General features: G+C 64.6%; 27 protein-coding genes. 19 read left to right on the plus strand and 8 right to left on the minus strand.

All coding sequences use genetic code 11. The features are described 5' to 3' along the window. Window positions 1-11 precede the first annotated feature (11 nt). Entirely contained in the window at window positions 12-2,744 is a 2,733-nt protein-coding gene (gene secA, locus ACWGS8_RS03030; protein WP_454579536.1) for a preprotein translocase subunit SecA, read from the minus strand. Between the two features lie 262 nt (window positions 2,745-3,006). Here secA and ACWGS8_RS03035 point away from each other — a divergent pair, with 262 nt between their 5' ends. Then, entirely contained in the window at window positions 3,007-3,918 is a 912-nt protein-coding gene (locus tag ACWGS8_RS03035) for a peptidylprolyl isomerase (RefSeq protein ID WP_454579537.1), read from the plus strand. A 75-nt stretch (window positions 3,919-3,993) separates the two neighbouring features. On the opposite strand, the gene ACWGS8_RS03040 is transcribed toward ACWGS8_RS03035, so the two are convergent. Then, window positions 3,994-4,590, minus strand: a complete 597-nt coding sequence (locus ACWGS8_RS03040; RefSeq protein ID WP_454579538.1) for a TetR/AcrR family transcriptional regulator — start codon at window positions 4,588-4,590, stop codon at window positions 3,994-3,996. A gap of 256 nt (window positions 4,591-4,846) precedes the next feature. Here ACWGS8_RS03040 and ACWGS8_RS03045 point away from each other — a divergent pair, with 256 nt between their 5' ends. Beyond that, window positions 4,847-6,064 (plus strand): MFS transporter, encoded by a 1,218-nt coding sequence (locus ACWGS8_RS03045; RefSeq protein WP_454579539.1) that lies wholly within the window; start codon window positions 4,847-4,849, stop codon window positions 6,062-6,064. 22 nt (window positions 6,065-6,086) lie between these two features. Here the strand turns inward: ACWGS8_RS03045 and ACWGS8_RS03050 are convergent, their stop codons facing one another. After that, a complete protein-coding gene (locus tag ACWGS8_RS03050; RefSeq protein WP_454579540.1) occupies window positions 6,087-7,316 on the minus strand; it encodes a caspase family protein in 1,230 nt (409 codons plus the stop codon). A gap of 169 nt (window positions 7,317-7,485) precedes the next feature. Here ACWGS8_RS03050 and argJ point away from each other — a divergent pair, with 169 nt between their 5' ends. The 5 genes from argJ to ACWGS8_RS03075 all read left to right on the plus strand — a co-directional run bounded on the left by argJ (window position 7,486) and on the right by ACWGS8_RS03075 (window position 10,764). Further along, window positions 7,486-8,727: a bifunctional glutamate N-acetyltransferase/amino-acid acetyltransferase ArgJ gene (gene argJ / locus ACWGS8_RS03055; protein ID WP_454579541.1), complete on the plus strand. Its 1,242-nt coding sequence runs from the start codon at window positions 7,486-7,488 to the stop codon at window positions 8,725-8,727. A gap of 29 nt (window positions 8,728-8,756) precedes the next feature. Further along, a complete protein-coding gene (locus ACWGS8_RS03060; RefSeq protein ID WP_454579542.1) occupies window positions 8,757-9,509 on the plus strand; it encodes a GNAT family N-acetyltransferase in 753 nt (250 codons plus the stop codon). A gap of 24 nt (window positions 9,510-9,533) precedes the next feature. Next, the gene (locus ACWGS8_RS03065) at window positions 9,534-9,956 is read left to right on the plus strand and encodes a (deoxy)nucleoside triphosphate pyrophosphohydrolase (protein ID WP_454579543.1); all 423 of its coding nucleotides are present in this window, start codon (window positions 9,534-9,536) and stop codon (window positions 9,954-9,956) included. Between the two features lie 201 nt (window positions 9,957-10,157). Beyond that, window positions 10,158-10,475 carry a hypothetical protein gene (locus ACWGS8_RS03070; RefSeq protein ID WP_454579544.1) on the plus strand — a complete coding sequence of 106 codons (318 nt, stop codon included), beginning with the start codon at window positions 10,158-10,160 and terminating at the stop codon, window positions 10,473-10,475. Between the two features lie 109 nt (window positions 10,476-10,584). Then, complete coding sequence (locus ACWGS8_RS03075; protein ID WP_454579545.1) at window positions 10,585-10,764, plus strand: Flp family type IVb pilin; 180 nt, start codon at window positions 10,585-10,587, stop codon at window positions 10,762-10,764. 25 nt (window positions 10,765-10,789) lie between these two features. On the opposite strand, the gene ACWGS8_RS03080 is transcribed toward ACWGS8_RS03075, so the two are convergent. Beyond that, window positions 10,790-11,662, minus strand: coding sequence for a class I SAM-dependent methyltransferase (locus ACWGS8_RS03080; protein ID WP_454579546.1), 873 nt, complete (start codon window positions 11,660-11,662; stop codon window positions 10,790-10,792). A gap of 65 nt (window positions 11,663-11,727) precedes the next feature. Here ACWGS8_RS03080 and ACWGS8_RS03085 point away from each other — a divergent pair, with 65 nt between their 5' ends. The 4 genes from ACWGS8_RS03085 to ACWGS8_RS03100 are packed head-to-tail and all read left to right on the plus strand — an operon-like array spanning window position 11,728 to window position 14,123. Further along, window positions 11,728-12,528, plus strand: coding sequence for a ComF family protein (locus ACWGS8_RS03085; protein WP_454579547.1), 801 nt, complete (start codon window positions 11,728-11,730; stop codon window positions 12,526-12,528). A gap of 26 nt (window positions 12,529-12,554) precedes the next feature. Continuing rightward, on the plus strand, window positions 12,555-12,824 hold the full coding sequence (gene grxC, locus ACWGS8_RS03090; RefSeq protein WP_454579548.1) for a glutaredoxin 3: 270 nt from the start codon (window positions 12,555-12,557) through the stop codon (window positions 12,822-12,824). Between the two features lie 10 nt (window positions 12,825-12,834). Further along, window positions 12,835-13,701 carry a carbon-nitrogen hydrolase family protein gene (locus ACWGS8_RS03095; RefSeq protein ID WP_454580110.1) on the plus strand — a complete coding sequence of 289 codons (867 nt, stop codon included), beginning with the start codon at window positions 12,835-12,837 and terminating at the stop codon, window positions 13,699-13,701. Then, window positions 13,698-14,123 (plus strand): DUF1178 family protein, encoded by a 426-nt coding sequence (locus ACWGS8_RS03100; protein ID WP_454579549.1) that lies wholly within the window; start codon window positions 13,698-13,700, stop codon window positions 14,121-14,123. The genes ACWGS8_RS03095 and ACWGS8_RS03100 overlap by 4 nt, the downstream gene beginning before the upstream one ends. Before the next feature lie 4 nt (window positions 14,124-14,127). Here the strand turns inward: ACWGS8_RS03100 and ACWGS8_RS03105 are convergent, their stop codons facing one another. Beyond that, window positions 14,128-14,613 carry a MarR family winged helix-turn-helix transcriptional regulator gene (locus tag ACWGS8_RS03105; protein WP_454579550.1) on the minus strand — a complete coding sequence of 162 codons (486 nt, stop codon included), beginning with the start codon at window positions 14,611-14,613 and terminating at the stop codon, window positions 14,128-14,130. 118 nt (window positions 14,614-14,731) lie between these two features. On the opposite strand from ACWGS8_RS03105, the gene ACWGS8_RS03110 reads away from it, so the two are divergent. Next, window positions 14,732-15,640: a DMT family transporter gene (locus ACWGS8_RS03110; protein WP_454579551.1), complete on the plus strand. Its 909-nt coding sequence runs from the start codon at window positions 14,732-14,734 to the stop codon at window positions 15,638-15,640. Window positions 15,641-15,645: 5 nt separating this feature from the next. On the opposite strand, the gene ACWGS8_RS03115 is transcribed toward ACWGS8_RS03110, so the two are convergent. Next, window positions 15,646-16,230 (minus strand): winged helix DNA-binding protein, encoded by a 585-nt coding sequence (locus ACWGS8_RS03115; protein WP_454579552.1) that lies wholly within the window; start codon window positions 16,228-16,230, stop codon window positions 15,646-15,648. Window positions 16,231-16,340: 110 nt separating this feature from the next. Between ACWGS8_RS03115 and ACWGS8_RS03120 the strand changes: the two genes are divergently transcribed. Further along, a complete protein-coding gene (locus ACWGS8_RS03120; protein WP_454579553.1) occupies window positions 16,341-17,465 on the plus strand; it encodes an LLM class flavin-dependent oxidoreductase in 1,125 nt (374 codons plus the stop codon). Between the two features lie 18 nt (window positions 17,466-17,483). Beyond that, complete coding sequence (locus tag ACWGS8_RS03125; RefSeq protein WP_454579554.1) at window positions 17,484-17,990, plus strand: flavin reductase family protein; 507 nt, start codon at window positions 17,484-17,486, stop codon at window positions 17,988-17,990. Between the two features lie 12 nt (window positions 17,991-18,002). Here ACWGS8_RS03125 and ubiG read toward each other — a convergent pair whose 3' ends face one another. Further along, window positions 18,003-18,752: a bifunctional 2-polyprenyl-6-hydroxyphenol methylase/3-demethylubiquinol 3-O-methyltransferase UbiG gene (ubiG, locus tag ACWGS8_RS03130; protein ID WP_143976408.1), complete on the minus strand. Its 750-nt coding sequence runs from the start codon at window positions 18,750-18,752 to the stop codon at window positions 18,003-18,005. Window positions 18,753-18,934: 182 nt separating this feature from the next. On the opposite strand from ubiG, the gene ACWGS8_RS03135 reads away from it, so the two are divergent. From ACWGS8_RS03135 to ACWGS8_RS03145, 3 genes are all read left to right on the plus strand, one after another. Then, complete coding sequence (locus tag ACWGS8_RS03135; RefSeq protein WP_454579555.1) at window positions 18,935-19,504, plus strand: putative glycolipid-binding domain-containing protein; 570 nt, start codon at window positions 18,935-18,937, stop codon at window positions 19,502-19,504. A 139-nt stretch (window positions 19,505-19,643) separates the two neighbouring features. After that, on the plus strand, window positions 19,644-19,946 hold the full coding sequence (locus ACWGS8_RS03140; protein ID WP_454579556.1) for a hypothetical protein: 303 nt from the start codon (window positions 19,644-19,646) through the stop codon (window positions 19,944-19,946). Window positions 19,947-20,048: 102 nt separating this feature from the next. Beyond that, entirely contained in the window at window positions 20,049-21,875 is a 1,827-nt protein-coding gene (locus ACWGS8_RS03145) for a diguanylate cyclase (protein WP_454579557.1), read from the plus strand. Between the two features lie 44 nt (window positions 21,876-21,919). On the opposite strand, the gene ACWGS8_RS03150 is transcribed toward ACWGS8_RS03145, so the two are convergent. Further along, a complete protein-coding gene (locus ACWGS8_RS03150) occupies window positions 21,920-22,129 on the minus strand; it encodes a hypothetical protein (protein ID WP_454579558.1) in 210 nt (69 codons plus the stop codon). A 9-nt stretch (window positions 22,130-22,138) separates the two neighbouring features. Here ACWGS8_RS03150 and ACWGS8_RS03155 point away from each other — a divergent pair, with 9 nt between their 5' ends. Continuing rightward, window positions 22,139-23,392, plus strand: a complete 1,254-nt coding sequence (locus ACWGS8_RS03155; RefSeq protein ID WP_454579559.1) for an aspartate kinase — start codon at window positions 22,139-22,141, stop codon at window positions 23,390-23,392. Between the two features lie 81 nt (window positions 23,393-23,473). Continuing rightward, window positions 23,474-25,744, plus strand: coding sequence for a phosphoenolpyruvate--protein phosphotransferase (gene ptsP / locus ACWGS8_RS03160; protein ID WP_454579560.1), 2,271 nt, complete (start codon window positions 23,474-23,476; stop codon window positions 25,742-25,744). Window positions 25,745-25,750: the final 6 nt, after the last annotated feature.

Genomic DNA, 25,750 nt, shown 5'->3' on the forward strand with positions numbered 1-25,750 from the left:
GCGCGCGCCCCTTACGCAAATGCGCCGTGGCAGTGCTTGTATTTCTTGCCGGAGCCGCAGGGGCAGGCTTCGTTGCGGCCGACCTTGCCCCAGGTCGCCTGATTGTTCGGATCGCGGTTCTCGGGAGCCACAATGGCGGTCGTCTCCGGGCGGACCAGGACGGCGGTCTCGCCGCCTTCGAAATCGTTCTCGCCGGTGGTGCCGTCAATATGCGTGCCGAACATGTCGGGCGCTTCCGGAGGCGGGGCTTCGGCGGCCTGGCGGACCAGTTCGACGCGCATCAGCTGCGCGGTGACGGCCTGGCGCAGATTGCCCAGCATTGCCTGGAACAGTTCGAAGGCTTCGCCCTTGTACTCCTGCAGCGGATCGCGCTGGGCGTAGCCGCGGAAGCCGACGACCGAACGCAGATGGTCGAGATTGACGATGTGCTCGCGCCACAGATGGTCGAGCGTCTGCAGCACCACGGACCGCTCGACATAGTTCATCACTTCGGGGCCGAAGCGCTCGGCGCGCTCCTTGGCGGCGGCGTCGGCGGCAGCCGTGATGCGCTCGCGGATGTCGTCCTCGGCGATGCCTTCTTCCTTGGCCCACTCCTCGACCGGCAGGTCGAGATTGAGGAATTCGGCGACCTCGGCCTTCAGGCCGGCGACATCCCACTGCTCGGCATAGGCGTTTTCGGGGATGGCCTTGGCGACGATCTCGTCGATGACGCCCTCGCGCATCTCGGCAATGGTTTCCGACAGGCCTTCGCCGTCCATCAGTTCGATGCGCTGCTCGAACACGACCTTGCGCTGGTCGTTCGAGACGTCGTCATACTTCAACAGGTTCTTGCGGATGTCGAAGTTGCGCGCCTCGACCTTCTTCTGCGCCTTCTCCAGCGCCTTGTTGATCCAGGGATGGATGATCGCCTCGTCTTCCTTGAGGCCGAGCTTCTGCAGCATGCCGTCCATGCGCTCGGAGCCGAAGATGCGCATCAAATCGTCCTGCAGCGACAGGAAGAATTTCGAACGGCCGGGGTCGCCCTGACGGCCGGAGCGGCCGCGCAACTGGTTGTCGATGCGGCGCGATTCATGGCGTTCGGTGGCGAGCACGTAGAGGCCTCCGGCGGCCAGCGCCTTTTCCTTCAGGCGCTCGACGTCGGCGTGGATTTCCTTTTCGCGCGCCTCGCGCTCGGGGCCTTCAGGCATGTCGCCCAATTCGTCGGCGATGCGCATCTCGGCATTGCCGCCGAGTTTGATGTCGGTGCCGCGGCCGGCCATGTTGGTGGCGATGGTGATGGCGCCGGGCTTGCCGGCCTGGGCGACGATCGCCGCCTCGCGCTCGTGGTGGCGGGCGTTCAGAACCTCGAAATCCTTGAAACCTTCCTTGCGCAGGCGGTCGGCCAGTTGCTCGGACTTCTCGATGGAGGTGGTGCCGACCAGCGTCGGCTGGCCCTTGGCGCTGGCTTCGCGGATCTCCTTGACGATCGCCTTGTACTTCTCCTCGACCGTCCGGTAGACCTCGTCGTCCTCATCCTTGCGGATGACCGGCAGATTGGTCGGGATCTCGGTGACTTCGAGACCGTAAATGTTGCCGAATTCCTCGGCCTCGGTCAGCGCCGTGCCGGTCATGCCGGACAGCTTCTTGTAGAGGCGGAAGTAGTTCTGGAAGGTGACGGAGGCGAGCGTCTGGTTCTCCGGCTGGATCGCCACATGCTCCTTGGCTTCCAGCGCCTGGTGCAGGCCTTCCGAATAGCGGCGGCCAGGCATCATGCGGCCGGTGAACTCGTCGATGATGACGATCTCGCCGTTGCGGACGATATAGTCCTTGTCGCGCTGGAACAGCCGGTGCGCCTTCAGCGCGTTGTTGACATGGTGGACGATGGCGACGTTCTCGACGTCGTAGAGCGACTCGCCCTTCAACAGGTCGGCATCGCGCAGCATGTTCTCCAGCTTCTCGGTGCCTTCCTCGGTGAAGATCGAGGTCTTCTGCTTCTCGTCGATCTCATAATCCTGCGGCTGCAGCTGGATGATGAAAGTATCGATGGTGTTGTACATTTCCGAACGGTCCTCGAGCGGACCGGAAATGATCAGCGGCGTGCGCGCTTCGTCGACCAGGATGGAATCGACCTCGTCGACGATCGCGTAATTGTGGCCGCGCTGCACCATCTGGGCGCGCTCGTACTTCATGTTGTCGCGCAGATAGTCGAAGCCGAGCTCGTTGTTGGTGGCGTAGGTGACGTCGGCGGCGTAGGCGACGCGGCGCTCTTCGTCGGACAGGCCGTGGACGATGACGCCGACCGAGAGGCCGAGGAATTTGTAGACGCGGCCCATCCATTCGGAGTCGCGGGTGGCGAGATAGTCGTTGACGGTGACGACATGGACGCCGTTGCCGGCGAGCGCGTTGAGGTAGACCGGCAGTGTCGCGACCAGGGTCTTGCCCTCGCCGGTGCGCATCTCGGCGATGCCGCCATTGTGCAGCACCATGCCGCCGATCAGCTGGACGTCGAAGGGGCGCATGCCGAGCACGCGGCGTGCCGCCTCGCGGGCGGTGGCGAAGGCCGGGACCAGAAGGTCGTCAAGGCTGGCGCCATTGGCGATATCCTGGCGGAATTTCTCCGTACGCCCCGCGAGTTCGGCGTCGGAGAGCGCCCGCATCTCGTTTTCCATGGCGTTGATCGCCTCGACACGGGGCCGGGTCGATTTGACCCGACGGTCGTTGGAGGAACCGAAAACCTTACGGGCGAGACCGCCGAGACTGACCATCCAATGGTCCTTTCGATAGAATTCTCAATCTTTAGACGGGCGCCGGCCGGCCCCATCAAATCCGCGTGATCGCACCGCCTGAATACGGGCAAACACAAAAAGCGCCCGGAAAACGGTTCTGGACGCAAAGTCGTTGGACAGATAAGAGGGGGCTCAACTGATGTCAACGCCGCGCTGGCCCTGCCGGTCGCGCCAAATTCCGCCACAATCTGGCTGATCTGGAAGCCACCCCTCCTTACAATCCTTCACCGGAGTCATCCTTATGCCCTTGTTGTTCCGCCGTGCGTCGCTTGCCAGCCTTGGTCTGGCCTTCGGCCTGTCGGCTCTTTGCCTGTCGCCCGTCATGGCGCAGGAGGCCGCTCCTGCTGCTCCGGCCGCACCCGCCGCGGCGCCGGTCGACCCGAATGCCGTTGTCGCCACGGTCAACGGCCAGCCCCTGACCGAAGCCGACCTGGTGCTTGCCGAAGGCGAGCTGTCGCAGCAATTCGCGCAGCTGCCGCCCGAACAGCGCCGCGCGGCTGCCCTTTCGGCTGCCATCGAGATCCGCGTCATGGCCGCCAAGGCCGTTACCGACGGCCTCGACAAGGATCCCGACTTCCAGCGCCGCATGGCCTTCCTGCAGCAGCGCGCGCTGCATGGCGAGATGGTCGAGAAGGGCGTCGTCGACAAGGTCACCGACGCCGAGATCCGCGCCCGCTACGACCAGGAAATCGCCAACACGCCGCCGGTCAACGAGGTGCATGCCCGTCACATCCTCGTGAAGACGAAGGAAGAGGCCGAGGCGATCATCAAGCAGCTCGACGGGGGTGGCGATTTCCAGAAGCTCGCCAACGAGCACACCAGCGACCCCTCGGGCAAGTCCAATGGCGGCGATCTCGGCTGGTTCGGGCCCGGCCAGATGGTGCCGGAGTTCGACAAGGCGGCCTTCGCGCTCGAGGTCGGCAAATACACCGCGCAGCCGGTGCAGACGCAGTTCGGCTGGCATGTCATCAAGCTCGAGGACAAGCGCGCCAAGCAGCCGCCGGCCTTCGACGACGTCAAGGACCAGGCCAAGCAGGCGGTCATCCGCGACAAGTATTTCGCGCTGGTCAAGTCGCTGCGCGCCGGCGCCAAGGTCGAGATCCCCGACGCCAAGCTGAAGCAGGCCGTCGATACGATGGAAGCCGGCAAGTAAGCCCGAACGACGTTTGGAAAAAAGGGGCGCGGCAGCCAAGGGTTGCCGCGCCCTTTTTTGTTGGCCGCCATACCGTTATCTGCCGGCTGCTATGCCTTGCAGGAGATAGCGGACCATCTTGCGTATCGTCGCCTCGGGTTCGTCGAGCCGGTTGGTCAGGAGATGCCGCCAGGCGTAGGAAGCGATGATATCGGCGACCACACCTGGATCGATATCGCCGGCGATCTCGCCCCGCGCCTTGGCGCGCTCGATGATCTGGCCGGTGTGGGTGCGGCGCGCTCCGGCATAACCGGCCAGGGCCGCGGCCGCGGTTTCATCCGACTGTGCCTCGGCGATCAGCGACCGGAAGACGCTGCCCGACGATGTCTCGCGCCAATGCGTGAACAGATTGATCAGGAAGCCGACGAGATCCTCCTCCAGGCTTCCCGTATCGGGAATGTCGACGCGCTTCTGGCGCTGGTAGACTTCGAGCAGCAGCGCCGCCTTGCTCGGCCACCAGCGGTAGATGGTCGGCTTGCCGGCACGGGCGCGGCGCGCCACCGCCTCGATCGAGAAGCCGGCATAGCCGGCCTCGATCAGCACGGCTACGGCAGCCTCCAGAATGGCTTCGGCGCTATCGGGATTGCGCCTGGCGCCAATCGATTTGCGTGCCGGATCGGCGATTTCGCCCATGAGCCGTTCCCTCCTGAAGCGGTTTGTGTCTCGGTTGAAACAACAACCCGACGGCAACCGTCTGCCTCCCCGCATTTTGCCAGCTGGATCCGAACCATGCGGAAGCGCTCGTTTCCTTGCAGCCCTTGTGCGGGCGCCAAATAAAGCCCTTGGCTGCAAAACACGCTGATGCCAAGAGATCTTCATACATCATCGCTTGACGAAACGGAACGGTTCGTTCTATTCAACGAAACGTTTCGTTCCGATGGACATCGCCATGACGACCATTATCGCATCCGCCTCTGCACCCGCCGAGACGACAATTTCGAGTTGGATGACCTTCTTGCTGGCTGCCGCCTGCGGCCTGATCGTTGCCAATATCTATTACGCTCAGCCATTGATTGGCCCGATCGGCGCCGAACTTGGCCTGCCGCCACATGCGGCGGGCCTGATCGTTACCATGGCGCAGATCGGCTACGGGGTGGGGCTGCTGTTCATCGTGCCGCTTGGCGACCTCATCGAGAACCGCAGGCTCGTGCTCGGCATACTCGTTGTCGCGACGCTTGCCTTGCTGGGCGCGGCGATTTCAACGCAGCCTGCGTTTTTTCTGGCCGCGATGCTGTTTGTCGGCCTTGGCTCGGTCGCGGTACAGACCCTTATCCCCTATGCGGCGCACCTGGCGCCCGAAGCCAGGCGTGGCCGCGTCGTCGGCAATGTCTCGGTCGGACTGTTGCTGGGCATAATGCTGTCACGCCCGTTTTCCAGTTTCATCACCGCGCTGTCGTCCTGGCATGTGGTCTACTTTACCTCTTGCATTGTCATGATCGTGCTGACCGTGGTGCTGCGGTTCGCGCTGCCCAGGCGCGTGCCGACGGCGCGTCTGAGCTACGGCGCGCTTTTGGCGTCCATGGTGCAAATTGCGCGCACGACGCCGGTGCTGCGGCGGCGGGCTCTCTATCAGGCGTTCCTGTTCGCAGCCTTCAGCCTGTTCTGGACGACGACGCCGCTGCTGTTGGCCGGACCCGATTTCAACTTGACGCAGCGCGGCATCGGCCTGTTCGCGTTGGCCGGCGTCGCCGGCGCTATCGCCGCGCCGCTCGCCGGAAGAGTAGCCGACCGCGGCTGGAGCCGTCCGGCGACAGCCTTTGCCATGCTGTGCGTCGCCGTTGCGTTTCTTGTAACCCGCATCGCCCACAGCGGCTCGATGCTTTCGTTGACGCTCCTGGTCGCCGCCGCCATCGTGCTGGACTTCGGCGTGCAGACCAACCTCGTCCTCGGCTATCGCGATCTGTTCGCGCTCGGCGCCGCCCATCGCAGCCGTCTGAACGGGCTCTACATGGCGACGTTCTTCATCGCCGGCGCCATCGGCTCGGGCGTCGGCGGTTGGGCTTATGCGCAAGGCGGCTGGCCGCTGGTGTGCTGGATCGGCCTGGCGCTGCCGGTTGCGGCACTGCTTTGCTTCGCGGCCGAATTCATGTCGCGCCAAAGGGCGTGAATTCGCGCCCGGGGTCAGCGCATCACTGCATGGCCTGCGAGGTTTCGGATTCGATGCGCCATCCCTCCACGGCCTTGACCAGCCCGAGCGTGACGCGCGCCTTGCCGGTGAGCCGTGCCGCCGACTTGTCCTTCGGCACATAGTCGTAGCGCATGGCAAAGGCGGCATCGGCGCGGTCCTCGCCATGCGGCGTGATCTCCAGGCTGCCGGGTTCCAGCCCGAGCGACCACGAGGCCCATTGCGCGAACCAGTCGGTCTTCACCTTGACGATGGCATCGGCGTCGTAGCGCGTGCCGAAAATAGTGGCCGACGAGCCGTAGATCCGCTTGACCGTTTCGGCCATCGTCCTGGTGTTCGGGGTCAGGTAATCCCGGCGCAGGAATTGTTCGATCGAAGCCTTGTCGTCACCCACGGAGCGCTCCAGCGCCGCGACCTGTGGGGCCGGCGCCGGCTCGGCCGCCGGCTTGGGCTTCGGGGCTGGCCCGTCACCCGGGACGAATTCGAAGCGTTCGAGCAGCGAGCCCTGTTCCCAGGGGCGCTGGGCTTCGCGGGTTTGCGAAACGACGTCGCGGCGCACCGCGATCATCATGTCGTTGATGCTCTGGCCGGGCTCGGCGATGTGCCGCAACAGGGCTGATGCAAAGGGCGAGTTGCGCCCGGTGCCGTCCATGGCGACCGCGCCCGGCGCCGTCGAGAAGGCGATGAAGGAACCGCGCGTCGAATCAAACTGCGCCAGGCCGGCGAGTGCCGTCGCCGAGCGCGTCGCGGCGGTGCGGCTGAGACCGCGGGCAAACGGATTGTTGCGGCAGGCATCGAGAAACACCAGGCTGACCTTGGTCTGCTGTTCCATGATGTCGAGGACTTCGTCGATCGGCACGGCTTCGAGCTGCAGTTTCACCGGCATGTCGAGCTTGGCGTCGACCGGCACGATGTAGTTGCGCCCGTCGACCTGCAGGCCGTGGCCGGCATAGTAGAAAAGCCCGACGCCCGCGCCTTCGAGAGCATCGGAGAATTCGCCGATGCTGCGTTCGAGCTCGCGCTTGCCGAGGTCGTTGCCTTCGATGACCTCGAACCCGATGGAGCGCAGCTTGTCGGCGATGTCGAGGGCGTCGTTGACCGGATTGGCCAGCGTGCCGGCCTCGGCATAGGTACCGTTGCCGATGACGAGCGCCACGCGCCGCGCCGGCTCAGCGTCGGCGCTCAGCAGCAACACTCCCAGAAATGCCCAAGCGAGGATCGCAAGCCTGCCCATGGGTCGCAATCATAGCGCCACAGGCCCCGGCGACGCCAACAGATTTGAAATGCAGGCTTAATCCGGCGCGGTCCGCCGCCCCGGCAGGCGCGGCGAAAACGCCCTTGCGCCCGCGCGCCGTATCGGGCAAACCGGCCTTCCCCTTGCGATTTTCCCGCCCGAGGTCCCCATGTCCACGACGATTTCGCCGCTCGCGCCGAAGAAGTACCCCAAGATGCCTGTCATTGAAGGGGTGCGCATCGCCACCGCCGAAGCAGGGATAAAGTACAAGAACCGCACCGACCTGCTGGCCATGGTGTTCGACGCCGGCACCGCGGTCGCCGGCGTGTTCACCAAGTCGAAATGCCCCTCGGCGCCGGTCGATTTCTGCCGCCAGAACCTTGCCGCCGGCAAGGCGCGGGTGCTGGTCGTCAATTCCGGCAATGCCAATGCGTTCACCGGCAAGAAGGGCCGCGAATCCACCGCGCTGACGGGCGAGGCGGCGGCAAAGGCTGCCGGCTGCACGGCAGGTGAGGTCTTCCTGGCCTCGACCGGCGTCATCGGCGAGCCGCTCGACACCACCAAGTTCAGCCATCTTCTTGCCGGGCTGATCAGCGACGGCAAGCCCGACCTGTGGACCGAGGCGGCAAAAGCCATCATGACCACGGACACCTATCCGAAAGTGGCGACGCAGACCGTCAAGCTTGGTGACACCGATGTCACCATCAACGGCATCTCCAAGGGCGCGGGTATGATCGCCCCCGACATGGCGACGATGCTGTCCTTTATCGCCACCGACGCGCCCATCGCGGCCTCTGCGCTGCAGGACCTGTTGTCGCGCGGCACGGCCAAGACCTTCAACGCGGTGACCGTCGACAGCGACACTTCAACCAGCGACACGCTGCTGATCTTCGCCACCGGCAAGGCGGCGAAGCGCGGTGCGCCCGAAATCACCGACCCGAAAGACGCACGGCTCGGTCAGTTCCGCCGGGCGCTCGGCAAGGTGCTGAAGTCGCTGGCGCTGCAAGTGGTGCGCGACGGCGAGGGCGCCCGCAAGCAGGTCGAAGTCACCGTCACCGGCGCGAAATCCGCCCGCTCGGCCAAGCGCATCGCGCTGTCGATCGCCAATTCGCCGCTGGTCAAGACGGCGGTCGCCGGCGAGGACGCCAATTGGGGCCGCGTGGTCATGGCCGTCGGCAAGGCCGGCGAGCCCGCCGACCGCGACCGGCTGTCGATCTGGTTCGGCGACAACCGGCTGGCGCATGAGGGCGAGCGCGATCCGGCCTATTCGGAAGAAAAGACGTCGGCCTACATGAAGCGCGACGATATCCGCATCCGCGCCGATATCGGCATCGGTCGCGGCAAGGCGACGGTGTGGACCTGCGACCTCACCAAGGAATATGTCGCCATCAACGGCGATTATCGGAGCTGACGGTTTTGGCTTCCAGGCATCCGGCAAGCATGCTCGCGATCGTGCGCCGCTACGAGGCGGCCGGCTTTCGCGCCTGGCCGGCAGCCGCCGTCCATTATGACGGCACCTGGGTGGTGAGGCTCACCGCCGGCCACCCGGCCAAGCGGCTGAATTCGGTCAACCCGCTCGATCCCGGCGATATCATGCACATCGCCGACCGGATCGGCCGCGCCAGCCGCCGTTTCGACGCCTATGGCAGGCCGCTGACGTTCCGCATGTCGCCGCTGTCAGGTTCCGATCTTGCCGGCCATCTCGACAAGCAGGGTTGGAGCCGGTTCGACGAATCGCTGGTCATGCGATTGCCGCTGGCCGACGCCCAGCTCGATGCCGCCATGGACCAGATCCCGCTCAAGGACATCAGCCGCTTCATCGGCGCGTCGCTCAAGGTCAGCGGCTCGGACGTTTCGCTGCGGCCCGGCCTGTCGGAGATCATCGGCGCCATCCAGCCCGAGGCCGGGCTGTTCGCACTGGAAGATGGGGCAGAGGCGCTGGCGACCCTGATCTGCGTGCATGACGGCGATCTCGCCGGCCTGTTCGAAGTCGCCACCGACAAGGCGGCGCGCAACAAGGGCCATGGCCGCAACCTGATCCGGTCGGCGCTGAAATGGGCGCGGCTGCGCGGCGCGCGGGAGGCCTGGCTGCAGGTCGAGGCCGGCAATGTGCCGGCGCTGGCGCTCTATCGGTCGCTCGGCTTCGAGGAAGTCTATCGCTACCATTATCGCCGGCCGCCCGGTCATGAGTGAAGTTGGGCATGAGTGAAATTGGGCATGAATGATCTGGCCAATACCGGCAAGCGCCTGCTCCTGGTCGCGGCCTGCGCGTTGGTCGATACTGACGGCCGGGTGCTGCTCGCGCAGCGGCCCGAGGGCAAGCAGCTTGCGGGCCTGTGGGAATTTCCCGGCGGCAAGGTCGAGCCCGGCGAGACGCCGGAACAATGCATCATCCGCGAATTGCACGAGGAGATCGGCATCGAGACCGAAATCCCGTGCCTGGCGCCGCTTACCTTCGCCAGCCATTCCTATGACGACTTCCATCTGCTGATGCCGCTGTTCGTCTGCCGCCGCTTCCGCGGGATCGCCCAGCCCCGGGAAGGGCAGGCGCTGAAATGGGTGCGGCCGAAACAGATGCGCGACTATCCGATGCCGCCGGCCGACGCGCCGCTGATCCCGTTCCTGATCGATCTGATCTGAGGATTTGTTTTGACGCAATTCCCAAAGGAAAGCGCTATGCGCTTTCCCGGGAAAACCGCTTCACACTTTTCCTGGAATTGCTCTGAGGAGCGGGCCACGGTCCATATCACCCAGCGTTAATGGAAGATTTATCTCATCATGAAAAATTGATGCTTGGCCGTGTCTTCGCGGCCGCGTCGCGGATGGCTGGGGAGCGATAGGATGAGCCTCGACAGGGATTGGGATTCGATCCGGCCCGACCGCGGCTTCCGTGCCGTCGATGCCGGCATGGGCATCCTGCGGATCACGCTGCTGTTTGGCTCGGCCGCGGTGGCTCTGGCGCTGATCGCGACCCCTTTCCTCGACAGCCAGACGCGCTCGCAATCGACGCGCGATGGTTTTTCCGGTGGTCTCGACATGACCGCCACCGGCTCGATCAGCCATCGCAGCACCTATACGGTGCGCCGCAGCGTGCTGCAGGCGCAGCCCGGTTCGGTCTGCATCATCAGTTCCGACGGCAGAAGCAGCGGCGACTGCTGACATGGTTAGATGTTTGGGGAAGGGCGGCCGTTTCACCGCCTGTTAAGCCTTTGCCATTAACCTTTCTTAACAGATCGGCGGTAGTATCCTGGCGAGAGGGGTTGAGGTTATGAAAGCAGTGCTGCTGCGATTTCTGAAGGACGAGACCGGCGCCACTGTGGTCGAATATGGCCTGATCGTCGCTGTGTTGTCGCTGACTATCGTCGCCGGCATCAGTCAGGTCTTCAACTCGATCACCTGGCTGTTCAGCGACAATGGCAGCCGGCTTGCGAACGCCTTCGCACCCTGATCTGGCTGTCCGCGCCTGACGCCGATCATTGCCGGTCGGGAGCCTCCAGTATCGTCTTCAGCGAGACCTTGGCCGAACCAGGCTGCAGCGGTTTTTGCTGCGAGGCGTCGGGCGCCCAGCCGGACATCCAGACAATCGAGAAACTTGCCCTTACCCGGCCGTCGGCGTCGGAAAACCGCTCGCCGTAGATTTCCGCCGCGCGGGCAAACAACTGCTGTGTCCCCGGCCGCCGGCTGCGGTCGGTGAGCGCGCTGGTTTCGCCCATGGCGCGCAGATCCGCCATCAAGGCAAACAAATTGGCGTAGCGCACCGTCACGGTCTCGACATCCGCGACCGGCAGGGCAAGGCCGGCGCGCTGCAGCAGCGCACCGGCATCGCGCACGTCGGTGAAGGGGACGACGCGCGGGCTGGCGCCGCCGTAAAGCTCCGTCTCGGCCGCAAGCAGGCTTTCGCGCAACTCGAAAAGCGTGCCGGCACCGGCAAAGGCGCCAAGGAAAAGTCCGTCTGGCCGCAGCGCGCGGCGGATCTGGATCAGCATGCCGGGAATGTCGTTCATCGCCTGCAGCGACAGAAGCGACACCGCCAGATCGAGGCTTTCCGGCTCGAAGGGAACGGTTTCGAGCGGTGCGACCAGGCCGGCGGCACCAGTCAGGAAGACAGCATCCGCCTCGACGCGGACGATATCCGCGACCTTGCCGCTCGCGGCGAGCACATCGGCCGCGGCCGATGTCTGGCAAAACAGCACCGTCGCCTTACCGAACCGGCGCTCGACGGCGCCCAGCCGGTCGGCAAGCTCCTCGGCGGCGCGGCTCATCAGGAAATCGGCACCGTCGACCGGATGGCTGAGCGCACGCCGCTTGTGCGCCAGCCACAAAGAGGTATCCATAATAGGCTGCAACGGGCGGATCCTTGTTTGTCCACGCCCTGATATACTTGGTACACTCGGTGCGGAGAACCAACCACGTGGCCGATCCGATGCCAGAGATCAAGTCCACCGGCATCAGGAACCTCGCCCGATCGGCCCTCGGCTGGCCGGCGCGCATGCTGTTCCCGCCGGTCTGCGCCGGTTGCCGCCGGCATGTCTCGCAGCCCGGCGTGCTGTGCGGCGCCTGCTGGCCGAAGCTGCGGCTCTTGGAACGGCCCTGGTGCCCGGTGATGGGCACGCCGTTCACCCATCATATGGGCGAGGGTTTTCTGTCGGCCGAGGCGATCGCGGACCGGCCGCCCTTCGAGCGGGCGCGGGCAGCCGTCGCCTATTCCGGCGTCGCCCGCCAGATGGTGCAAGGGCTGAAATACCAGGATCGCACCGATCTGGCACCTTGGATGGCGCGCTGGATGGTGCGCGCCGGCGCCGATCTCGTCGCCGAGGCCGATGTGGTGGTGCCGGTACCGCTGCACTGGCGGCGTTTTTTCCGGCGGCGCTTCAACCAGTCGGCGGAACTGGCGCGCGCGGTTTGCGAGCTCAGCGGCCTGTCTTTCTCGCCTTCCGCCATGCGGCGCGTGAAACTGACCCGCCAGCAGGTCGGGCTGGAGCGACAGGAGCGCGAGGAGAATGTTCGGGCCGCCTTCCGCGTGCCGGCCGAGGCCGAGATCGAGATCGCCGGCCGCCGGGTGCTTCTGATCGACGACGTCTACACCACGGGCGCCACCGTGCGTGCGGCCACCAAGGCACTGAAAAGGGGCGGTGCGTCCGCCGTCGATGTGCTCACCTTCGCGCGTGTGTTGCCGGGGGACTTTCGGGCGGACGAGTCCGCGACTATATAAGTCGGCAACGAAAGCGGAAATTCATCATGGTCGATGTCACGATCTATACGCGCATGATGTGCGGCTACTGCACGGCGGCCAAGCGGCTCTTGGAGCGCAAGGGCGTCGCCTATACCGAGCACGACGCTTCATTTTCGCCGGAACTGCGCCAGGAGATGATCTCGCGCGCACATGGTCGCACGACCTTTCCGCAGATTTTCATCGGCGACACGCATGTCGGCGGCTGCGATGATCTCCATGATCTGGAGGCCGAAGGCCGGCTGGACAGGCTGCTCGCCAACGGCGCGACGATTTGAGGGTGTGATGATGGGTGTTTTCAAGGCTGCGGCGGTCCAGATGCGTTCCGGCGAAAGCCCCGAGCGCAACGTCGTCGATCTCGAACGGCTGGTGCGTGAAGCGGCCGGGCAAGGCGCGACCTATATCCAGACGCCGGAAATGACCGGGGCGCTGATCCGCGACAAGCAGGCGCGTGCCGCCTCCTTCACCTCCGAAGACAAGGACATCATCGTTGCGACCGCTCGCGAATTGGCGCGCGAACTCGGCGTCTTCCTGCATATCGGCTCGACCGCCATCCTGCGCGCCGACGGCAAGCTCGCCAACCGGGCGCTGTTGTTTGGTCCGGACGGCGCGACGCTTGCCACCTATGACAAGATCCACATGTTCGACGTCGATCTCGACAATGGCGAAAGCTGGCGCGAATCGGCTGCCTACGAACCCGGCACCGAGGCCGTCGTGACCGAGGTTGCGGGCGCCAGGCTGGGCTTTGCGGTCTGCTACGACCTGCGTTTCCCGCAGCTGTTCCGCACCGAGGCGCTGGCCGGCGCCGATGTTTTGACCGTGCCCGCCGCCTTCACCCGCCAGACCGGCGAGGCGCACTGGCACGTGCTGCTCAGGGCCCGCGCCATCGAGAACGGCGCCTTTGTCGTCGCCGCCGCGCAAGGCGGCCTGCACGAGGACGGCCGCGAAACCTATGGCCATTCGTTGATCGTCGACCCGTGGGGCCACATCATCGCGGAAGCCGCGCATGACGAACCCGCTGTGATCGTCGCCGAGATCGACCCGGCGCAGTCGCTTGCGGCGCGCAAGAAGATCCCCAATTTGAAGAATGCGCGGGATTTCACCATCAATGCCGGCGCGGCGGACGCGCCGCGTCTCAGGGGTGCCGCCTCTTGATCCGCTTTTCCCTGATCTGCGAAAACGAGCACCAGTTCGAGGGCTGGTTCCGCAGCAATGACGATTTCGACACCCAGAAGAAGCGCGGCTTTGTCGATTGCCCGAGCTGCGGCTCGCACAAGGTGGAGAAGGCCCTGATGGCGCCGGCCGTTTCGACGGCGCGCAAGCAGGAGACCATAGCGCTCGCCACGGGCGAGGCGCAGAAGCAGGCCCTGGCGCAACTGAAGGCGATGGCCGAGAAGGCGCGCGAGAATGCCGACTATGTCGGCGACAAGTTCGCCGAGGAAGCGCGAAAAATCCATTTCGGCGAAACCGACCCACGCGGCATCTATGGCGAGGCGACGCTGGAAGAGGCCAAGGGCCTTGCCGAGGACGGCGTCGATTTCATGCCGATCCCGGTGTTTCCCGACGACCGCAACTGAGCGATTAGCTCACGCTTGCGATCAATTTGCCAAGCAGCCGAGCCAGCGTCTCCCGTTCGGCGTCGTTTAGGCCCGCCAGAATCTCGTGCTCGTTGGCGACGTGGGCGGTCAGCGCCTCTTCGATCAAGGCGAGACCCTTCTCGGAAAGCTGCACGACGATGCCGCGCCGGTCGTTGGGGTGCGGGCCGCGCAGGATCAATCCGGCCTTCTCCAGCCGGTCGAGCCGGTTGGTCATGGCGCCTGAGGTCACCATCGTCGCCTCATAGAGAGCGGTCGGCGTCAGCGCGTAGGGTGAGCCTGAGCGGCGCAGCGTTGCCAGCACGTCGAACTCGCCGGCCTGCAAACCGAATCGCGCAAACAGCGGCGCCAGGCGATCACGCGCGATCAGCGACGAGGCTTCGTTCAATCGCCCGAGCACGCCCATCGGCGAGACATCAAGGTCCGGCCGCTCCCGTTTCCACTGCTCGATCGCTTTAGCCGCACGATCCATCTGTCTCACCGTTAAATATCTTGACGTTAAGAATCTTTGCGCTATCCTATCTCAAGATACAGCACCGGCCAAGCGCGGCAAGTGCCTAGTTCCACGATTGAGTCACGGGAACCATCCAATGAAATTTCTCTGGGATTCGGCGCTCGGCCTGCTGGTCGTCACCGGCGGCCTGCTCGGCCTGACGCTGCCCTTCGGCAAGCTCGCCACGGCAGCTGGCGTGCCGGCCATGGTCTGGGCCTTCGTCATCTCGCTCGGCGCCGGCGGCGTGCTTTTGTGCGTGCTTTTGCTGCGCGGCCAGCGTGTCCGGCTCACCCCGCACAAGCTGCGCTATTTCTTCGTCACGGCGGCCGTGTCCTATGCCGTCCCCAATCTCCTGATGTTCTCGGCCATTCCGCATCTGGGCGCCGGCTATACCGGCATCATGTTCACGCTGTCGCCCGTCGTCACGCTGGTGTTCTCGATCCTGCTGCGTGTCCGGCGCCCGAACATGCTGGGCATATCAGGCATCGCCGTCGGTTTCGTCGGCGCCGTGATGGTGGCGGTGACGCGCGGCGAGGCCGGCCAACCGGCCGATCTGTTCTGGGTGTTGATGGGGCTGCTGATCCCGGTCAGTCTTGCAGCCGGCAACATCTACCGCACCGTCGACTGGCCGAAAGGCACCGGCCCGATCGAGCTTGCCGTCGGCAGCCATCTGGCGGCGGCGACGCTCCTGCTCGCCGGCATTCTCGCTCTGTTCGGCATCAAGGCCTTCGCGCCGCTCGGCGACGTGCCGCTGGTCGTCGTCGCGCAGGTCGCATCGGCGTCGGCGATGTTCGCCTTCTTCTTCCGGCTGCAGGCGGTCGGCGGCCCGGTCTATCTCAGCCAGATCGGCTATGTGGCGGCCGCGGTCGGCCTGTTTGCCGGGACTATCTTCCTTGGCGAGCACTATCAGCTGCTGACCTGGGCCGGCGCCGCCATCATCACCGCCGGCGTCTTCATCACCACGAAGGCTCAGAGCCAGGCCGTCGCGAAGCCGCAACCTGCGTAAACTCGTCAAACTTTTCCGCCGCCGCCAGGCTCCGGCCTTGGATGCCGGCGGCGGTGCGTGGCGGCGGCCCGCGCCGCCTGTTCGTAGATGCCGGTCATCAGCTCGAGCGTGCGCGCGGCATCTTCGAGCTTGTCAGCCATTTCGGGGATGCGCGTCACCGCATCGATGAGCAGGACGGAGCGGATGTCGGCATAGCGCTCGGTCACGCGATGCCCGAGCGGCGTCACTTCATAGGTGACGCCGGCCCTGCCGCTGCCGGTGCGGGTGATCAAACCGCCCTTCAGCAATTTGCGCAGGCTGTATTGGATGTTGGGGATGTCGTCGCGGTTGGTCATCTGGGCAAGATCGCGCACGCTTTTCGGGCGGTCGTTCATGCGGATGATGTGGAGCAGCGCGTTCTCGGGTCCGCTGGCGGAAAACTCGATCACCGTGGCGAGGCATTCAGCCTGCCAATGACCGAATGCCTCGTAGGAGCGCATCAGCGCGTACTCGACTTCGGTGACGTCGATCTCCAGCGGCGTGCGTGCCAGATGCCAGCCGCGATCCAGCAACCCGGCCTGTGTTTCCAAAGATTTGCGCCGTTCGTTCATCTGCGTGTCCCCCTGCCATCAGCATGCGCTGATCCCGGTGATTGCGTCCACATGAATTTATGATAGACTTTCTATCATAAATTATAAGCAAAATGAGGAGAACACCGTCAATGAGCATGCTCGACAAGACCGCGCCTCACGCGCAGCCCTTCTTTCTCGGCACTTTCGCGTCCAATTGCTCCGGCGGCATGACCGTCACCAAGGTTCCCGAGCGCTGGGCCAGTTCCTGGGACAACAATCTGCGGCTGGCGCATCTGCTCGACGAAGCCGGCATCGACTTCATGCTGCCGATCGCGCGCTGGATCGGTTATGGCGGCGAGACGAATTTCCACGGCAACGTGTTGGAGACGATCACCTGGGCCGCCGGGCTGCTGGCGCTCACCCGCAACATCACGGTTTTCGCCACCACCCATACGGCGGCCAACCATCCCGTGGTCGTCGCCAAGCAACTGGCGACCATCGATCAGATCAGCCGCGGCCGCATCGGCCTCAACATCGTCGCCGGCTGGAACAAGCCGGAATATGAGGCGCTTGGGCTGACGCTGCCCGATGACCATGTCACGCGCTACGGCTATGCCCAGGAATGGTTCGATATTGTCCAGGCGTTGTGGGAGCGCACGGAAGCCTTCGACTGGGACGGCACCTGGTTCAAGCTCAAGAATGTGCTTGGCGACCCGCGCCCGTCGTCACGGCTGCCGATCCTCAACGCGGCCGGGTCGGAGCAGGGCCGCAAATTCGCGGTCGCCAACGCCGATTTCCTGTTCACGCCGGCGATCGACCTGGCGCGCTCCAAGGATGAGATCATTGCGCTGAAGGAGCAGGCGAGGGCCGCCGGCAGCGATGTCGACGTGCTGACCTTTGCCCATGTCGTCTGCCGGCCGACCGAAAAGGAAGCCACGGACTATCTCGAACATTTCGGCCGCGCCAATGCCGACTGGGCGGCGGTCGACAATCTGGTGCGGCTGCAATTCGCCCATGCGCAGTCGTTCCCGCATGATCTCCTGGCGCTCATTCGCGACCGCATGGCGGCGGGCCATGGCGGCTTCCCGCTCACCGGCACGCCCGAGCAGGTCGCCGACGGGATCACCGCCTTGCACGAGGCAGGGTTTCGCGGCTCGACGCTGTCCTTCGTCGATTATGTCGAGGAATTCCCCTATTTCCGCGACACCGTGCTACCCGTTCTCGAAGAGAGAGGCATCCGCATCGCACCGGCCGCAATGCAGTCGGCGGCTTAGCAACGAAGCCAAGAGGCAATGTCCATGACAGAAGGTCCGGTCGGCGTCGCCGACTTCCGCGCCGCCATGCGGCTCATCGTCGGCAATGTCAGCGTCATCACCGCCGGTGTCGGCGACGACCGTTCCGGCCTTGTCGTCATCTCGGTGGTCTCGCTGTCGGCCGAGCCGCCCAAGGTGATCGCTTGCGTCAACCGATCGTCATCGACCTGGCCGGTTATCGAGCGCTACCGGCACTTCGGCGTCAATTCGCTCGGGCCTCAGCATCAACCCGTGGCGGAGCGCTTCTCCGGCTTTGGCGGCATCAAGGGCAAAGACCGTTATGAGGGCGCCGAATGGGTGACGCTGAAGACCGGAGCCGCGCTGCTTTCCGACGCCGTGGCCGCCTTCGACTGCAGCCTCGACGAGATGATCGACCGCGGCACGCATTCCATCGTCATCGGTTCGGTCGAGGCGGTGCGCACCCGCGATGCCGGCCAGGCGCTGATCTATTGGCGAGGCGGCTATAGGCCGCTCAACACTGAATAGCGAGAGACCGGATCAGACGGAGCCCTTTTCCGCCAGCACCATGTAATTGACGTCCATGTCCTTCGACCGCGCCCAGCGGTCGGCAAGCGGATTGTAGGTGACGCCGGTGCGGTCGATGACCGTCAGGCCGGCGCCGCCGAGCGCCTTTTCCAGCTCTTCCGGGCGCACCAGCTTGCCGAACTGGTGGGTGCCGCGAGGCAGCCAGCGCAGCACATATTCAGCGCCGATGATGGCGAGACCCAGCGCCTTCAGCGTGCGGTTGATGGTGGCCACGAACATGATGCCGCCGGGCCGGACCATCTGCCCGCATTTGGCGACGAACAGGTCGATGTCGGCGACGTGCTCGACCACTTCCATGTTGAGGATGACGTCGAATGTCTCGCCGGCGTCGGCAAGATCCTCGGCCGTCGTGGCTCGGTAGTCGACGATCACATTGCCTTCGGCCGCGTGCAGTTTGGCCACTTCGATGTTTGTCTCGGAGGCATCCGCTCCCACGACCTCGGCGCCAAGCCGCGCCATCGGCTCGCACAAAAGACCGCCGCCGCAGCCGATGTCGAGGATGCGCAGCCCCTCGAACGGCCGCGCGGCACGCGGGTCACGGCCGAAGCGCGTCGCTATCTGGTCGCGGATATAGGAAAGCCGCACCGGATTGAACTTGTGCAGCGGACGAAACTTGCCGTTCGGGTTCCACCATTCGGCGGCAAGGGCGGAAAAGCGTTCCACTTCTCCGGCATCGATCGTCGATCGTCGGGGTTCTGGCATTGGTTGGTCTCCTCGGACGCTAGGAAGTCGGGCGTGGGAGAGGGAAAGTCAAGGCAACAATTTTCCTGCGCCGGCAGGCCGAAGCATCCCGTCAGGGCATGTCAGCTGTCACGTGCGGCGGTGAAACACAATTGGCGTGGCGGGCGCATGAAGGGAGTCGTTTGGATTCGAGGAAGTGCGCGATGACGGTCATGACGGCTTCGATCCTCTGGCGCCGGCTGGACGTGGAGGGCCACGATGCCTGCCTGCTTTCGCAAGCCGATGACGGGCATAGCCTCGAGGGACAGGCCATCTTCGTTCAAAAAGGCAAGCCATGCTGCCTTGCCTATGAGGTGATTTGCGACGCCGGCTGGCGAACGCGATCGGCGCGGGTCGACGGTTTTCTCGGCCTGCGCAAGCTGCACTACGCCATTGAACGACGTGCCGACGGCGAATGGATGCTGAACGGCGAGCCTCAGCGAGGTGTTGCCGGCCTTGTCGACGTCGACCTCGGCTTCACGCCGGCATCGAACCTGCTGGCGATCCGCCGGTTCGCCCTCGGCCTCGGCGAGACGACGCCCGCTCCAGCCGCCTATCTGAGCTTCCCCGCAATCGAGATGGTGCTTCTCGAGCAAAGCTATCGGCATCTCTACGAGATCCGCTACGCCTACAGCGCGCCTGTCTATGGCTACGATGAGATCCTCGATGTCTCGCCGCACGGTTTCGTCGTCGACTATCCCGGCCTGTGGAGAGCCATGGCTCAGCCGGGCTGACTTGACCTAGAAACCGCTTGGTCCGGAAAAAGGTGGTCGATCGGGACGCCTTAACATCATATTTACGAGGTTGGCGGTTTCCTGAAGCACGAGCGGGAATCGGCATGTATATTGCCCTCCCATTGATCGGGATGGCTTGGTGCGGATCAAGACCCAGATTGTTGCCACCTTGTTGAGCGCCGCCGTCTTGATCGGCCTGGTGGGCGGGATTGCGATAATCTCCCAGATATCGCTGACAAGATCCGGCGCGCTCGCCGAAGCGACGGGTGTTGGGCGGCAATTGGCCGAAACGATCGCCTTCAAGGCTGCCGATGCGCCGCATTCCTTGTTCGAGAGGCCCGAGGCGCTGCGTGAATTCGTGACCGCGCAACACAGCGACTCGAAACGCGACCTCGTTGTCGTCAACCACGACAAGGTCATCCTTGCCGATGTCCCGGGCTAAGAAACTAATGTCGGCACGCAGTACGGCCACGATCCCGACAATGAAGTCAGTCGGACGATCGAGGATGGCGCGCCGCGTAACTTCATCGAAGACAGCGGCGATGTGGCTGAGCCGATCAACCTGATCGCGGTGCCGATCAAGGATGCTCCCGGCAAGACGGTCGGCGCGGTGCTGTTCGAATACACGCCGCTGCTGCGTGCCGCCCAGCAGCGCACCAACACTGTGCTCTGGCTTATCGGCCTGTGCACCGCCGCCGCCGTGTTGATCTCGGCGATCTCGGCCCTTCTGTTGCTGCGCGGCTTTGGAGCTGGCCTTTCCGGCCTCAACCGCGGCATCGAATCGCTGGCGCGCGGCGACGCCGGCGCGCGCATCGGCCTGACTTCCAATGACGAGTTCGGCCAATTGGCGCGAGGCTTCGACAGCATGGCAACCGAACTCGAATCCTCGCGTGGGCAGCTCGTCGAGCAGAAGGCCTATATCGAGGACATTGTCCGTACCGTCGCCGAGGGCATTGTCGTCATCGATGGTGATGCCCGGATCGTCTCGGCCAATCCGGCGGCCGCCGAGATCGTCGGCCTGCGCAACGACAGGATCGAAGGGCAGGATTGGCGGTCGGTCCTCGACATGAGGGGACTGTCGGGAGACAGGATGGCGCAGGCAACATCGCCGATCGAGCTGGCGCTGACCACGGGGCGCGGGCATCAGGCCGAGGTGCGGCTGGCAAAGCCGGACGGATCGTACCTGCCGGTCATTGCAAGCTGCAATCCGCTCAATCGTTCCGACGGCGGGATCGTGCTGACGTTGAACGACATCAGCGAATTGCGCAGCGCCGAGCGGGCGGTTAGCGATCGCGCCGAGGAACTGGCGAAGCTCAATCGCGAACTGAAGGAGACGTCCCAGGCAACGACCCGCCTGGTCAAGCTCGGCGAACTGCTTCAGGCATGCGTCACTTTCCACGAAGCCTTTTCCGTCGTCGGCTCGGCCATGCCCGATTTCTTCGGCGAATTGAGCGGAACCGTTCATCTGACCAGCGCCTCGCGCAACCTGGTCGAGGAAATGGCGCATTGGGGCGCCGTCCGTTCGAGCGTCGGCCAGTTCGCGCCGGAAGATTGCTGGGCGCTGCGGCGCGGCCAGGAACATGTTGCCGGTCCCGGCATGCTGACGCCGCGCTGCAACCACATCACCGAGAATGGCGGCCGCGGCTATGTCTGCATGCCTTTGGCGGCGCAGGGGGAGACGCTTGGCATCGTGCATTTGTGCGAACCGGAAGCCGCCGACAGACCGGCCTGGCTGGCCGAGCGGCAACAGATCCTGCGCGGCGTCGTCGACACACTGGCCCTGGCATTGGCCAATCTGCGCCTGCGCGAAACATTGCGGCAACAATCGATCCGCGATCCGAACACCGGGCTCTACAACCGCCGCTATCTCGAGGAAACGAGCAGTCGCGAACTGAGGCGCATGGAGCGTTCCAAGCAGCCCCTGGCGATGATCATGCTCGATGTCGATCATTTCAAGCAGTTCAACGACACGTTCGGCCATGAGGCGGGCGATCTCGTGCTCAAGCAGGTTGCCAGCACGCTGCTCGACCACGCCAGGGAAAGTGACGTGGTGTCACGCTACGGTGGCGAGGAATTCGCCCTGATGATGCCGGGGACGTCGCTCGCCGATGCCGCCGAGCGCGCCGAGGCGCTGCGCAAGGCGATCAAGCAGCTGCATCTGACGCATCGCGGCCGCACGCTCGGAACCATCACGGCCTCGTTCGGCGTGTCCGCCTTCCCGGAGCTCGGCGCGTCATGGGTCGAAATCGTCAACGCCGCGGATCGTTCGCTCTATCAGGCAAAGGCGGACGGCCGCGACCGCGTCGTTGCCGGATTGGGCAGGGCCGATCCGCAATGGGACCTTTCCACGGCCAGCCAAAGCGTGGGTTAATCCGACAGAACGAGTTCGGCATGTCCGCGACATGGCATGCCGGGTTATGCCGAACCAAAAGGAATTGCCAGCGGGCGGCGTTTGGCAAGCGGCGCGGTGCCGATGGCAATATACCGTCTTCTTGAAGCCGGCATTCCGCTGCCAGCCTTGCGAAACCCAAAGCATTTGGCTAAGGAGGCCGCGCATTCAGCGGCCGGCGCCAGCCGGGCGCTTTCCTTCGTTTTCGGTCCCAGGCCGGCTTCAGTCAAAGGCATTTCGCTTCCATGGCGCGTATCGTGATGAAATTCGGCGGAACCTCCGTCGCCGACATCGCCCGCATCCGCAATGTGGCGCGTCACGTCAAACGCGAGGTCGACGCCGGCCATGAGGTGGCGGTGGTGGTTTCGGCGATGGCCGGCAAGACCAACGAGCTGGTCGGCTGGACGCGCGAGGCCTCGCCGATGCACGACGCACGCGAATATGACGCGGTCGTCGCTTCCGGCGAACAGGTCACGGCTGGTCTGCTGGCCATCACCTTGCAGAACATGGGCGTGCATGCCCGGTCCTGGCAGGGCTGGCAGATCCCGATCAAGACCGACAACGCACATGGCGCGGCGCGCATCCTCGACATTGACGGCGCCTTCCTGATCAAGCGTTTCGGCGAGGGCCAGGTGGCTGTGATCGCCGGCTTCCAGGGCATTGGACCGGACAATCGCATCGCGACCCTCGGCCGTGGCGGTTCCGACACCAGCGCGGTCGCCATCGCAGCGGCGGTCAAGGCCGACCGCTGTGACATCTACACCGACGTCGACGGGGTCTACACCACCGATCCGCGCATCGAGCCCAAGGCGCGGCGGCTGGCCAAGATTTCCTTCGAGGAAATGCTTGAAATGGCCTCGCTCGGCGCCAAGGTTCTGCAGGTGCGTTCGGTCGAGCTTGCCATGGTGCACAGGGTGCGTACCTTTGTGCGGTCGTCCTTCGACGATCCCGATGCGCCCGGAGTGGGGGATTTGCTCAATCCTCCGGGAACGCTCATTTGCGACGAGGAAGAGATCGTGGAACAGCAGGTCGTCACCGGAATTGCCTACGCCAAGGACGAGGCCCAGATTTCGCTGCGCCGCGTCGGCGACCGCCCTGGCGTCGCCGCCGGCATTTTCGGGCCGCTGGCCGAAGCCAACATCAATGTCGACATGATCGTCCAGAACATCTCCGAGGACGGCAAGTTCACCGACATGACCTTCACGGTGCCTTCGGGTGACGTCGACAAGGCGCTGGCCGTGCTCGACCGGCTGAAGGCCGAGGTCGGCTACGATGTCGTGCAGTCGGAAGCCGGCATGTCGAAGGTTTCGGTCATCGGCATCGGCATGAGGAGCCACGCCGGTGTCGCCGCCACCGCTTTCAAGGCGCTGGCCGACAAGGCGATCAATATCCGCGCCATCACCACCTCCGAGATCAAGATTTCGATACTGATCGACGGTCCGTACACCGAACTTGCGGTTCGCACTTTGCATTCCGTCTACGGTCTGGATAAGCAGTAGCAAGACTGAATCAGTTGTTGCGCGCGTGCCGGCAGCGGCGGAAACTGCGCCGGCAAGTGTTTCATTGGAGAAGAAGTCGCGATGCGTGACCAGGCCAGTGGCCCGCGCGTTTTGCTGAAACGGCTCCGCGAGCTCATGCAAGAGCCGCTGGAGCCGCAGGAGCGGCTTGACCGGATCGTGCGCGACATCGCTTCCAACATGGTCGCGGAAGTGTGCTCGCTCTATGTGCTGCGCGCCGATTCGGTGCTCGAACTCTACGCCACCGAGGGTCTGAACCCGAACGCTGTCCACCTGGCACAGCTGAGGCTCGGGCAAGGCCTTGTCGGCACCATCGCCGCCAGCGCGCGGCCGCTCAATCTTTCCAATGCGCAGGAACATCCGGCCTTCGCCTACCTGCCGGAGACCGGGGAAGAGATCTACAATTCCTTCCTCGGCGTGCCGGTGCTCAGGGCAGGGCGCACGCTGGGCGTGCTGGTCGTGCAGAACAAGACCATGCGCCATTATCGCGACGACGAGGTCGAGGCGCTGGAAACCACCGCCATGGTCATCGCCGAGATGATCGCCACCGGCGATCTGGCGCGGCTGACGCGGCCGGGCCTCGAACTCGATCTGCGCCGTCCGGTCAGCTTCACCGGCCTGTCCTTCAACGACGGCGTCGGGCTGGGCCACGTCGTGCTGCATGAGCCGCGCATCGTCGTCACCAATCTGTTCAACGAGGACAGCGAGGAAGAGGTCCGACGGCTCGAGAGCTCGCTCGGCTCGCTCAGGCTCTCCATCGACGACATGCTCGAGCGCCGCGACGTTGCCTTCGAGGGCGAGCACCGCCAGGTGCTGGAAGCCTACCGCATGTTCGCCAATGATCGTGGCTGGGTGCGGCGCCTGGAAGAGGCGATCCGCAACGGCCTGACGGCGGAAGCTGCCGTGGAAAAGGTGCAGAGCGACATGCGCGCGCGCATGCTGCACATGACCGATCCCTATCTGCGCGAGCGGATGAGCGATTTCGACGACCTCGCCAACCGGCTCTTGCGCCAGCTGATGGGCCGTGGACCGGAGGATGTCGCGGCCTCGCTGCCGAAGGACGCCATCATCGTTGCCCGCTCGATGGGCGCGGCCGAGCTTCTGGACTATCCAAGGGAAAAAATGCGCGGGCTGGTGCTCGAGGATGGCGCGGCCACCAGCCATGTCGTCATCGTGGCGCGCGCCATGGGCATTCCGGTCGCGGGCCAGATGAAGGGCGCCGTTTCAATGGCGGAAAACGGCGATGCCATCATCGTCGACGGCGAGGAGGGCGTGATCCATCTGCGGCCGCAGTCAGATCTCGAAGCCGCCTATGCCGAAAAGGTGCGGTTCCGTGCGCGCCGGCAAGAGGTCTACCGGGAGCTGCGCAAGAAGCCGTCGACGACCAGGGACGGCGTCCAGGTCGATCTGTTGATGAATGCCGGGCTTGCCGTCGACCTGCCGCAGCTGGCCGAGGCGGGCGCGGCCGGCATCGGCCTGTTCCGCACCGAACTGCAATTTATGGTCGCCTCGACCTTCCCGCGCGCCGAGGCGCAGGAGAAACTCTATCGCGACGTGCTGGAGGCGGCGCGCGGCAAGCCAGTCACCTTCCGCACCATCGACATCGGCGGCGACAAGGTGCTGCCCTATTTCAAGGGCGCCATCCAGGAGGAAAACCCGGCGCTCGGCTGGCGGGCGATCCGGCTGACGCTCGACCGGCCGGGGTTGCTGCGCACCCAGATCCGCGCCTTGCTGAAGGCCAGCGGCGGGCGCGAGCTCAAGCTGATGCTGCCGATGGTGACCGAGCTTGCCGAGATCGCCCAGGCGCGCGAAATCATCGACCGCGAGGTGCGGCATCTCTCGCGCTTCGCCCATCATCTGCCGACCAGCCTCAAGCTGGGCGCCATGCTGGAAGTGCCGTCGCTGCTGTTCCAGCTCGATGAATTGATGAAGGCGGTCGACTTCGTCTCGGTCGGTTCGAACGATCTGTTCCAGTTCGTCATGGCGGTCGACCGCGGCAACACGCAACTGGCCAACCGCTTCGACACGCTGTCGGCGCCGTTCCTGCGCGTGCTCAAGCAGATCGCCGATGCCGGCATCCGCAACCACACGCCGGTGACGCTGTGCGGTGAACTCGCCGGCAAGCCGATCTCGGCGATGGCGCTGATCGGTCTGGGCTTCCGTTCGATCTCGATGTCGCCGGCCTCGATCGGCCCGGTCAAGGCGATGCTGACGGAACTGCCTCTGGATGAGCTGACGGCGTTCTTCGACGACAATCTGATGGCGCCGGCGCAGGGGTTGCCGATGCGGGCGCTTCTGCAGGCCTTCGCCGACGACCGCTCGATTCCGTTGTAGCGCCCC

The organism is Mesorhizobium sp. 43Arga (assembly GCF_053714255.1).

What these genes read in the sequence shown, in the direction of transcription:
- secA (WP_454579536.1), bottom strand. Translation starts at nt 2,744, where the DNA reads ATGGTCAGTCTCGGCGGTCTCGCCCGTAAGGTTTTCGGTTCCTCCAAC.
- ACWGS8_RS03035 (WP_454579537.1), top strand. Translation starts at nt 3,007, where the DNA reads ATGCCCTTGTTGTTCCGCCGTGCGTCGCTTGCCAGCCTTGGTCTGGCC.
- ACWGS8_RS03040 (WP_454579538.1), bottom strand. Translation starts at nt 4,590, where the DNA reads ATGGGCGAAATCGCCGATCCGGCACGCAAATCGATTGGCGCCAGGCGC.
- ACWGS8_RS03045 (WP_454579539.1), top strand. Translation starts at nt 4,847, where the DNA reads ATGACGACCATTATCGCATCCGCCTCTGCACCCGCCGAGACGACAATT.
- ACWGS8_RS03050 (WP_454579540.1), bottom strand. Translation starts at nt 7,316, where the DNA reads ATGGGCAGGCTTGCGATCCTCGCTTGGGCATTTCTGGGAGTGTTGCTG.
- argJ (WP_454579541.1), top strand. Translation starts at nt 7,486, where the DNA reads ATGTCCACGACGATTTCGCCGCTCGCGCCGAAGAAGTACCCCAAGATG.
- ACWGS8_RS03060 (WP_454579542.1), top strand. Translation starts at nt 8,757, where the DNA reads ATGCTCGCGATCGTGCGCCGCTACGAGGCGGCCGGCTTTCGCGCCTGG.
- ACWGS8_RS03065 (WP_454579543.1), top strand. Translation starts at nt 9,534, where the DNA reads ATGAATGATCTGGCCAATACCGGCAAGCGCCTGCTCCTGGTCGCGGCC.
- ACWGS8_RS03070 (WP_454579544.1), top strand. Translation starts at nt 10,158, where the DNA reads ATGAGCCTCGACAGGGATTGGGATTCGATCCGGCCCGACCGCGGCTTC.
- ACWGS8_RS03075 (WP_454579545.1), top strand. Translation starts at nt 10,585, where the DNA reads ATGAAAGCAGTGCTGCTGCGATTTCTGAAGGACGAGACCGGCGCCACT.
- grxC (WP_454579548.1), top strand. Translation starts at nt 12,555, where the DNA reads ATGGTCGATGTCACGATCTATACGCGCATGATGTGCGGCTACTGCACG.
- ACWGS8_RS03095 (WP_454580110.1), top strand. Translation starts at nt 12,835, where the DNA reads ATGGGTGTTTTCAAGGCTGCGGCGGTCCAGATGCGTTCCGGCGAAAGC.
- ACWGS8_RS03105 (WP_454579550.1), bottom strand. Translation starts at nt 14,613, where the DNA reads ATGGATCGTGCGGCTAAAGCGATCGAGCAGTGGAAACGGGAGCGGCCG.
- ACWGS8_RS03110 (WP_454579551.1), top strand. Translation starts at nt 14,732, where the DNA reads ATGAAATTTCTCTGGGATTCGGCGCTCGGCCTGCTGGTCGTCACCGGC.
- ACWGS8_RS03115 (WP_454579552.1), bottom strand. Translation starts at nt 16,230, where the DNA reads ATGAACGAACGGCGCAAATCTTTGGAAACACAGGCCGGGTTGCTGGAT.
- ACWGS8_RS03120 (WP_454579553.1), top strand. Translation starts at nt 16,341, where the DNA reads ATGAGCATGCTCGACAAGACCGCGCCTCACGCGCAGCCCTTCTTTCTC.
- ACWGS8_RS03125 (WP_454579554.1), top strand. Translation starts at nt 17,484, where the DNA reads ATGTCCATGACAGAAGGTCCGGTCGGCGTCGCCGACTTCCGCGCCGCC.
- ubiG (WP_143976408.1), bottom strand. Translation starts at nt 18,752, where the DNA reads ATGCCAGAACCCCGACGATCGACGATCGATGCCGGAGAAGTGGAACGC.
- ACWGS8_RS03135 (WP_454579555.1), top strand. Translation starts at nt 18,935, where the DNA reads ATGACGGTCATGACGGCTTCGATCCTCTGGCGCCGGCTGGACGTGGAG.
- ACWGS8_RS03150 (WP_454579558.1), bottom strand. Translation starts at nt 22,129, where the DNA reads ATGCCTTTGACTGAAGCCGGCCTGGGACCGAAAACGAAGGAAAGCGCC.
- ACWGS8_RS03155 (WP_454579559.1), top strand. Translation starts at nt 22,139, where the DNA reads ATGGCGCGTATCGTGATGAAATTCGGCGGAACCTCCGTCGCCGACATC.
- ptsP (WP_454579560.1), top strand. Translation starts at nt 23,474, where the DNA reads ATGCGTGACCAGGCCAGTGGCCCGCGCGTTTTGCTGAAACGGCTCCGC.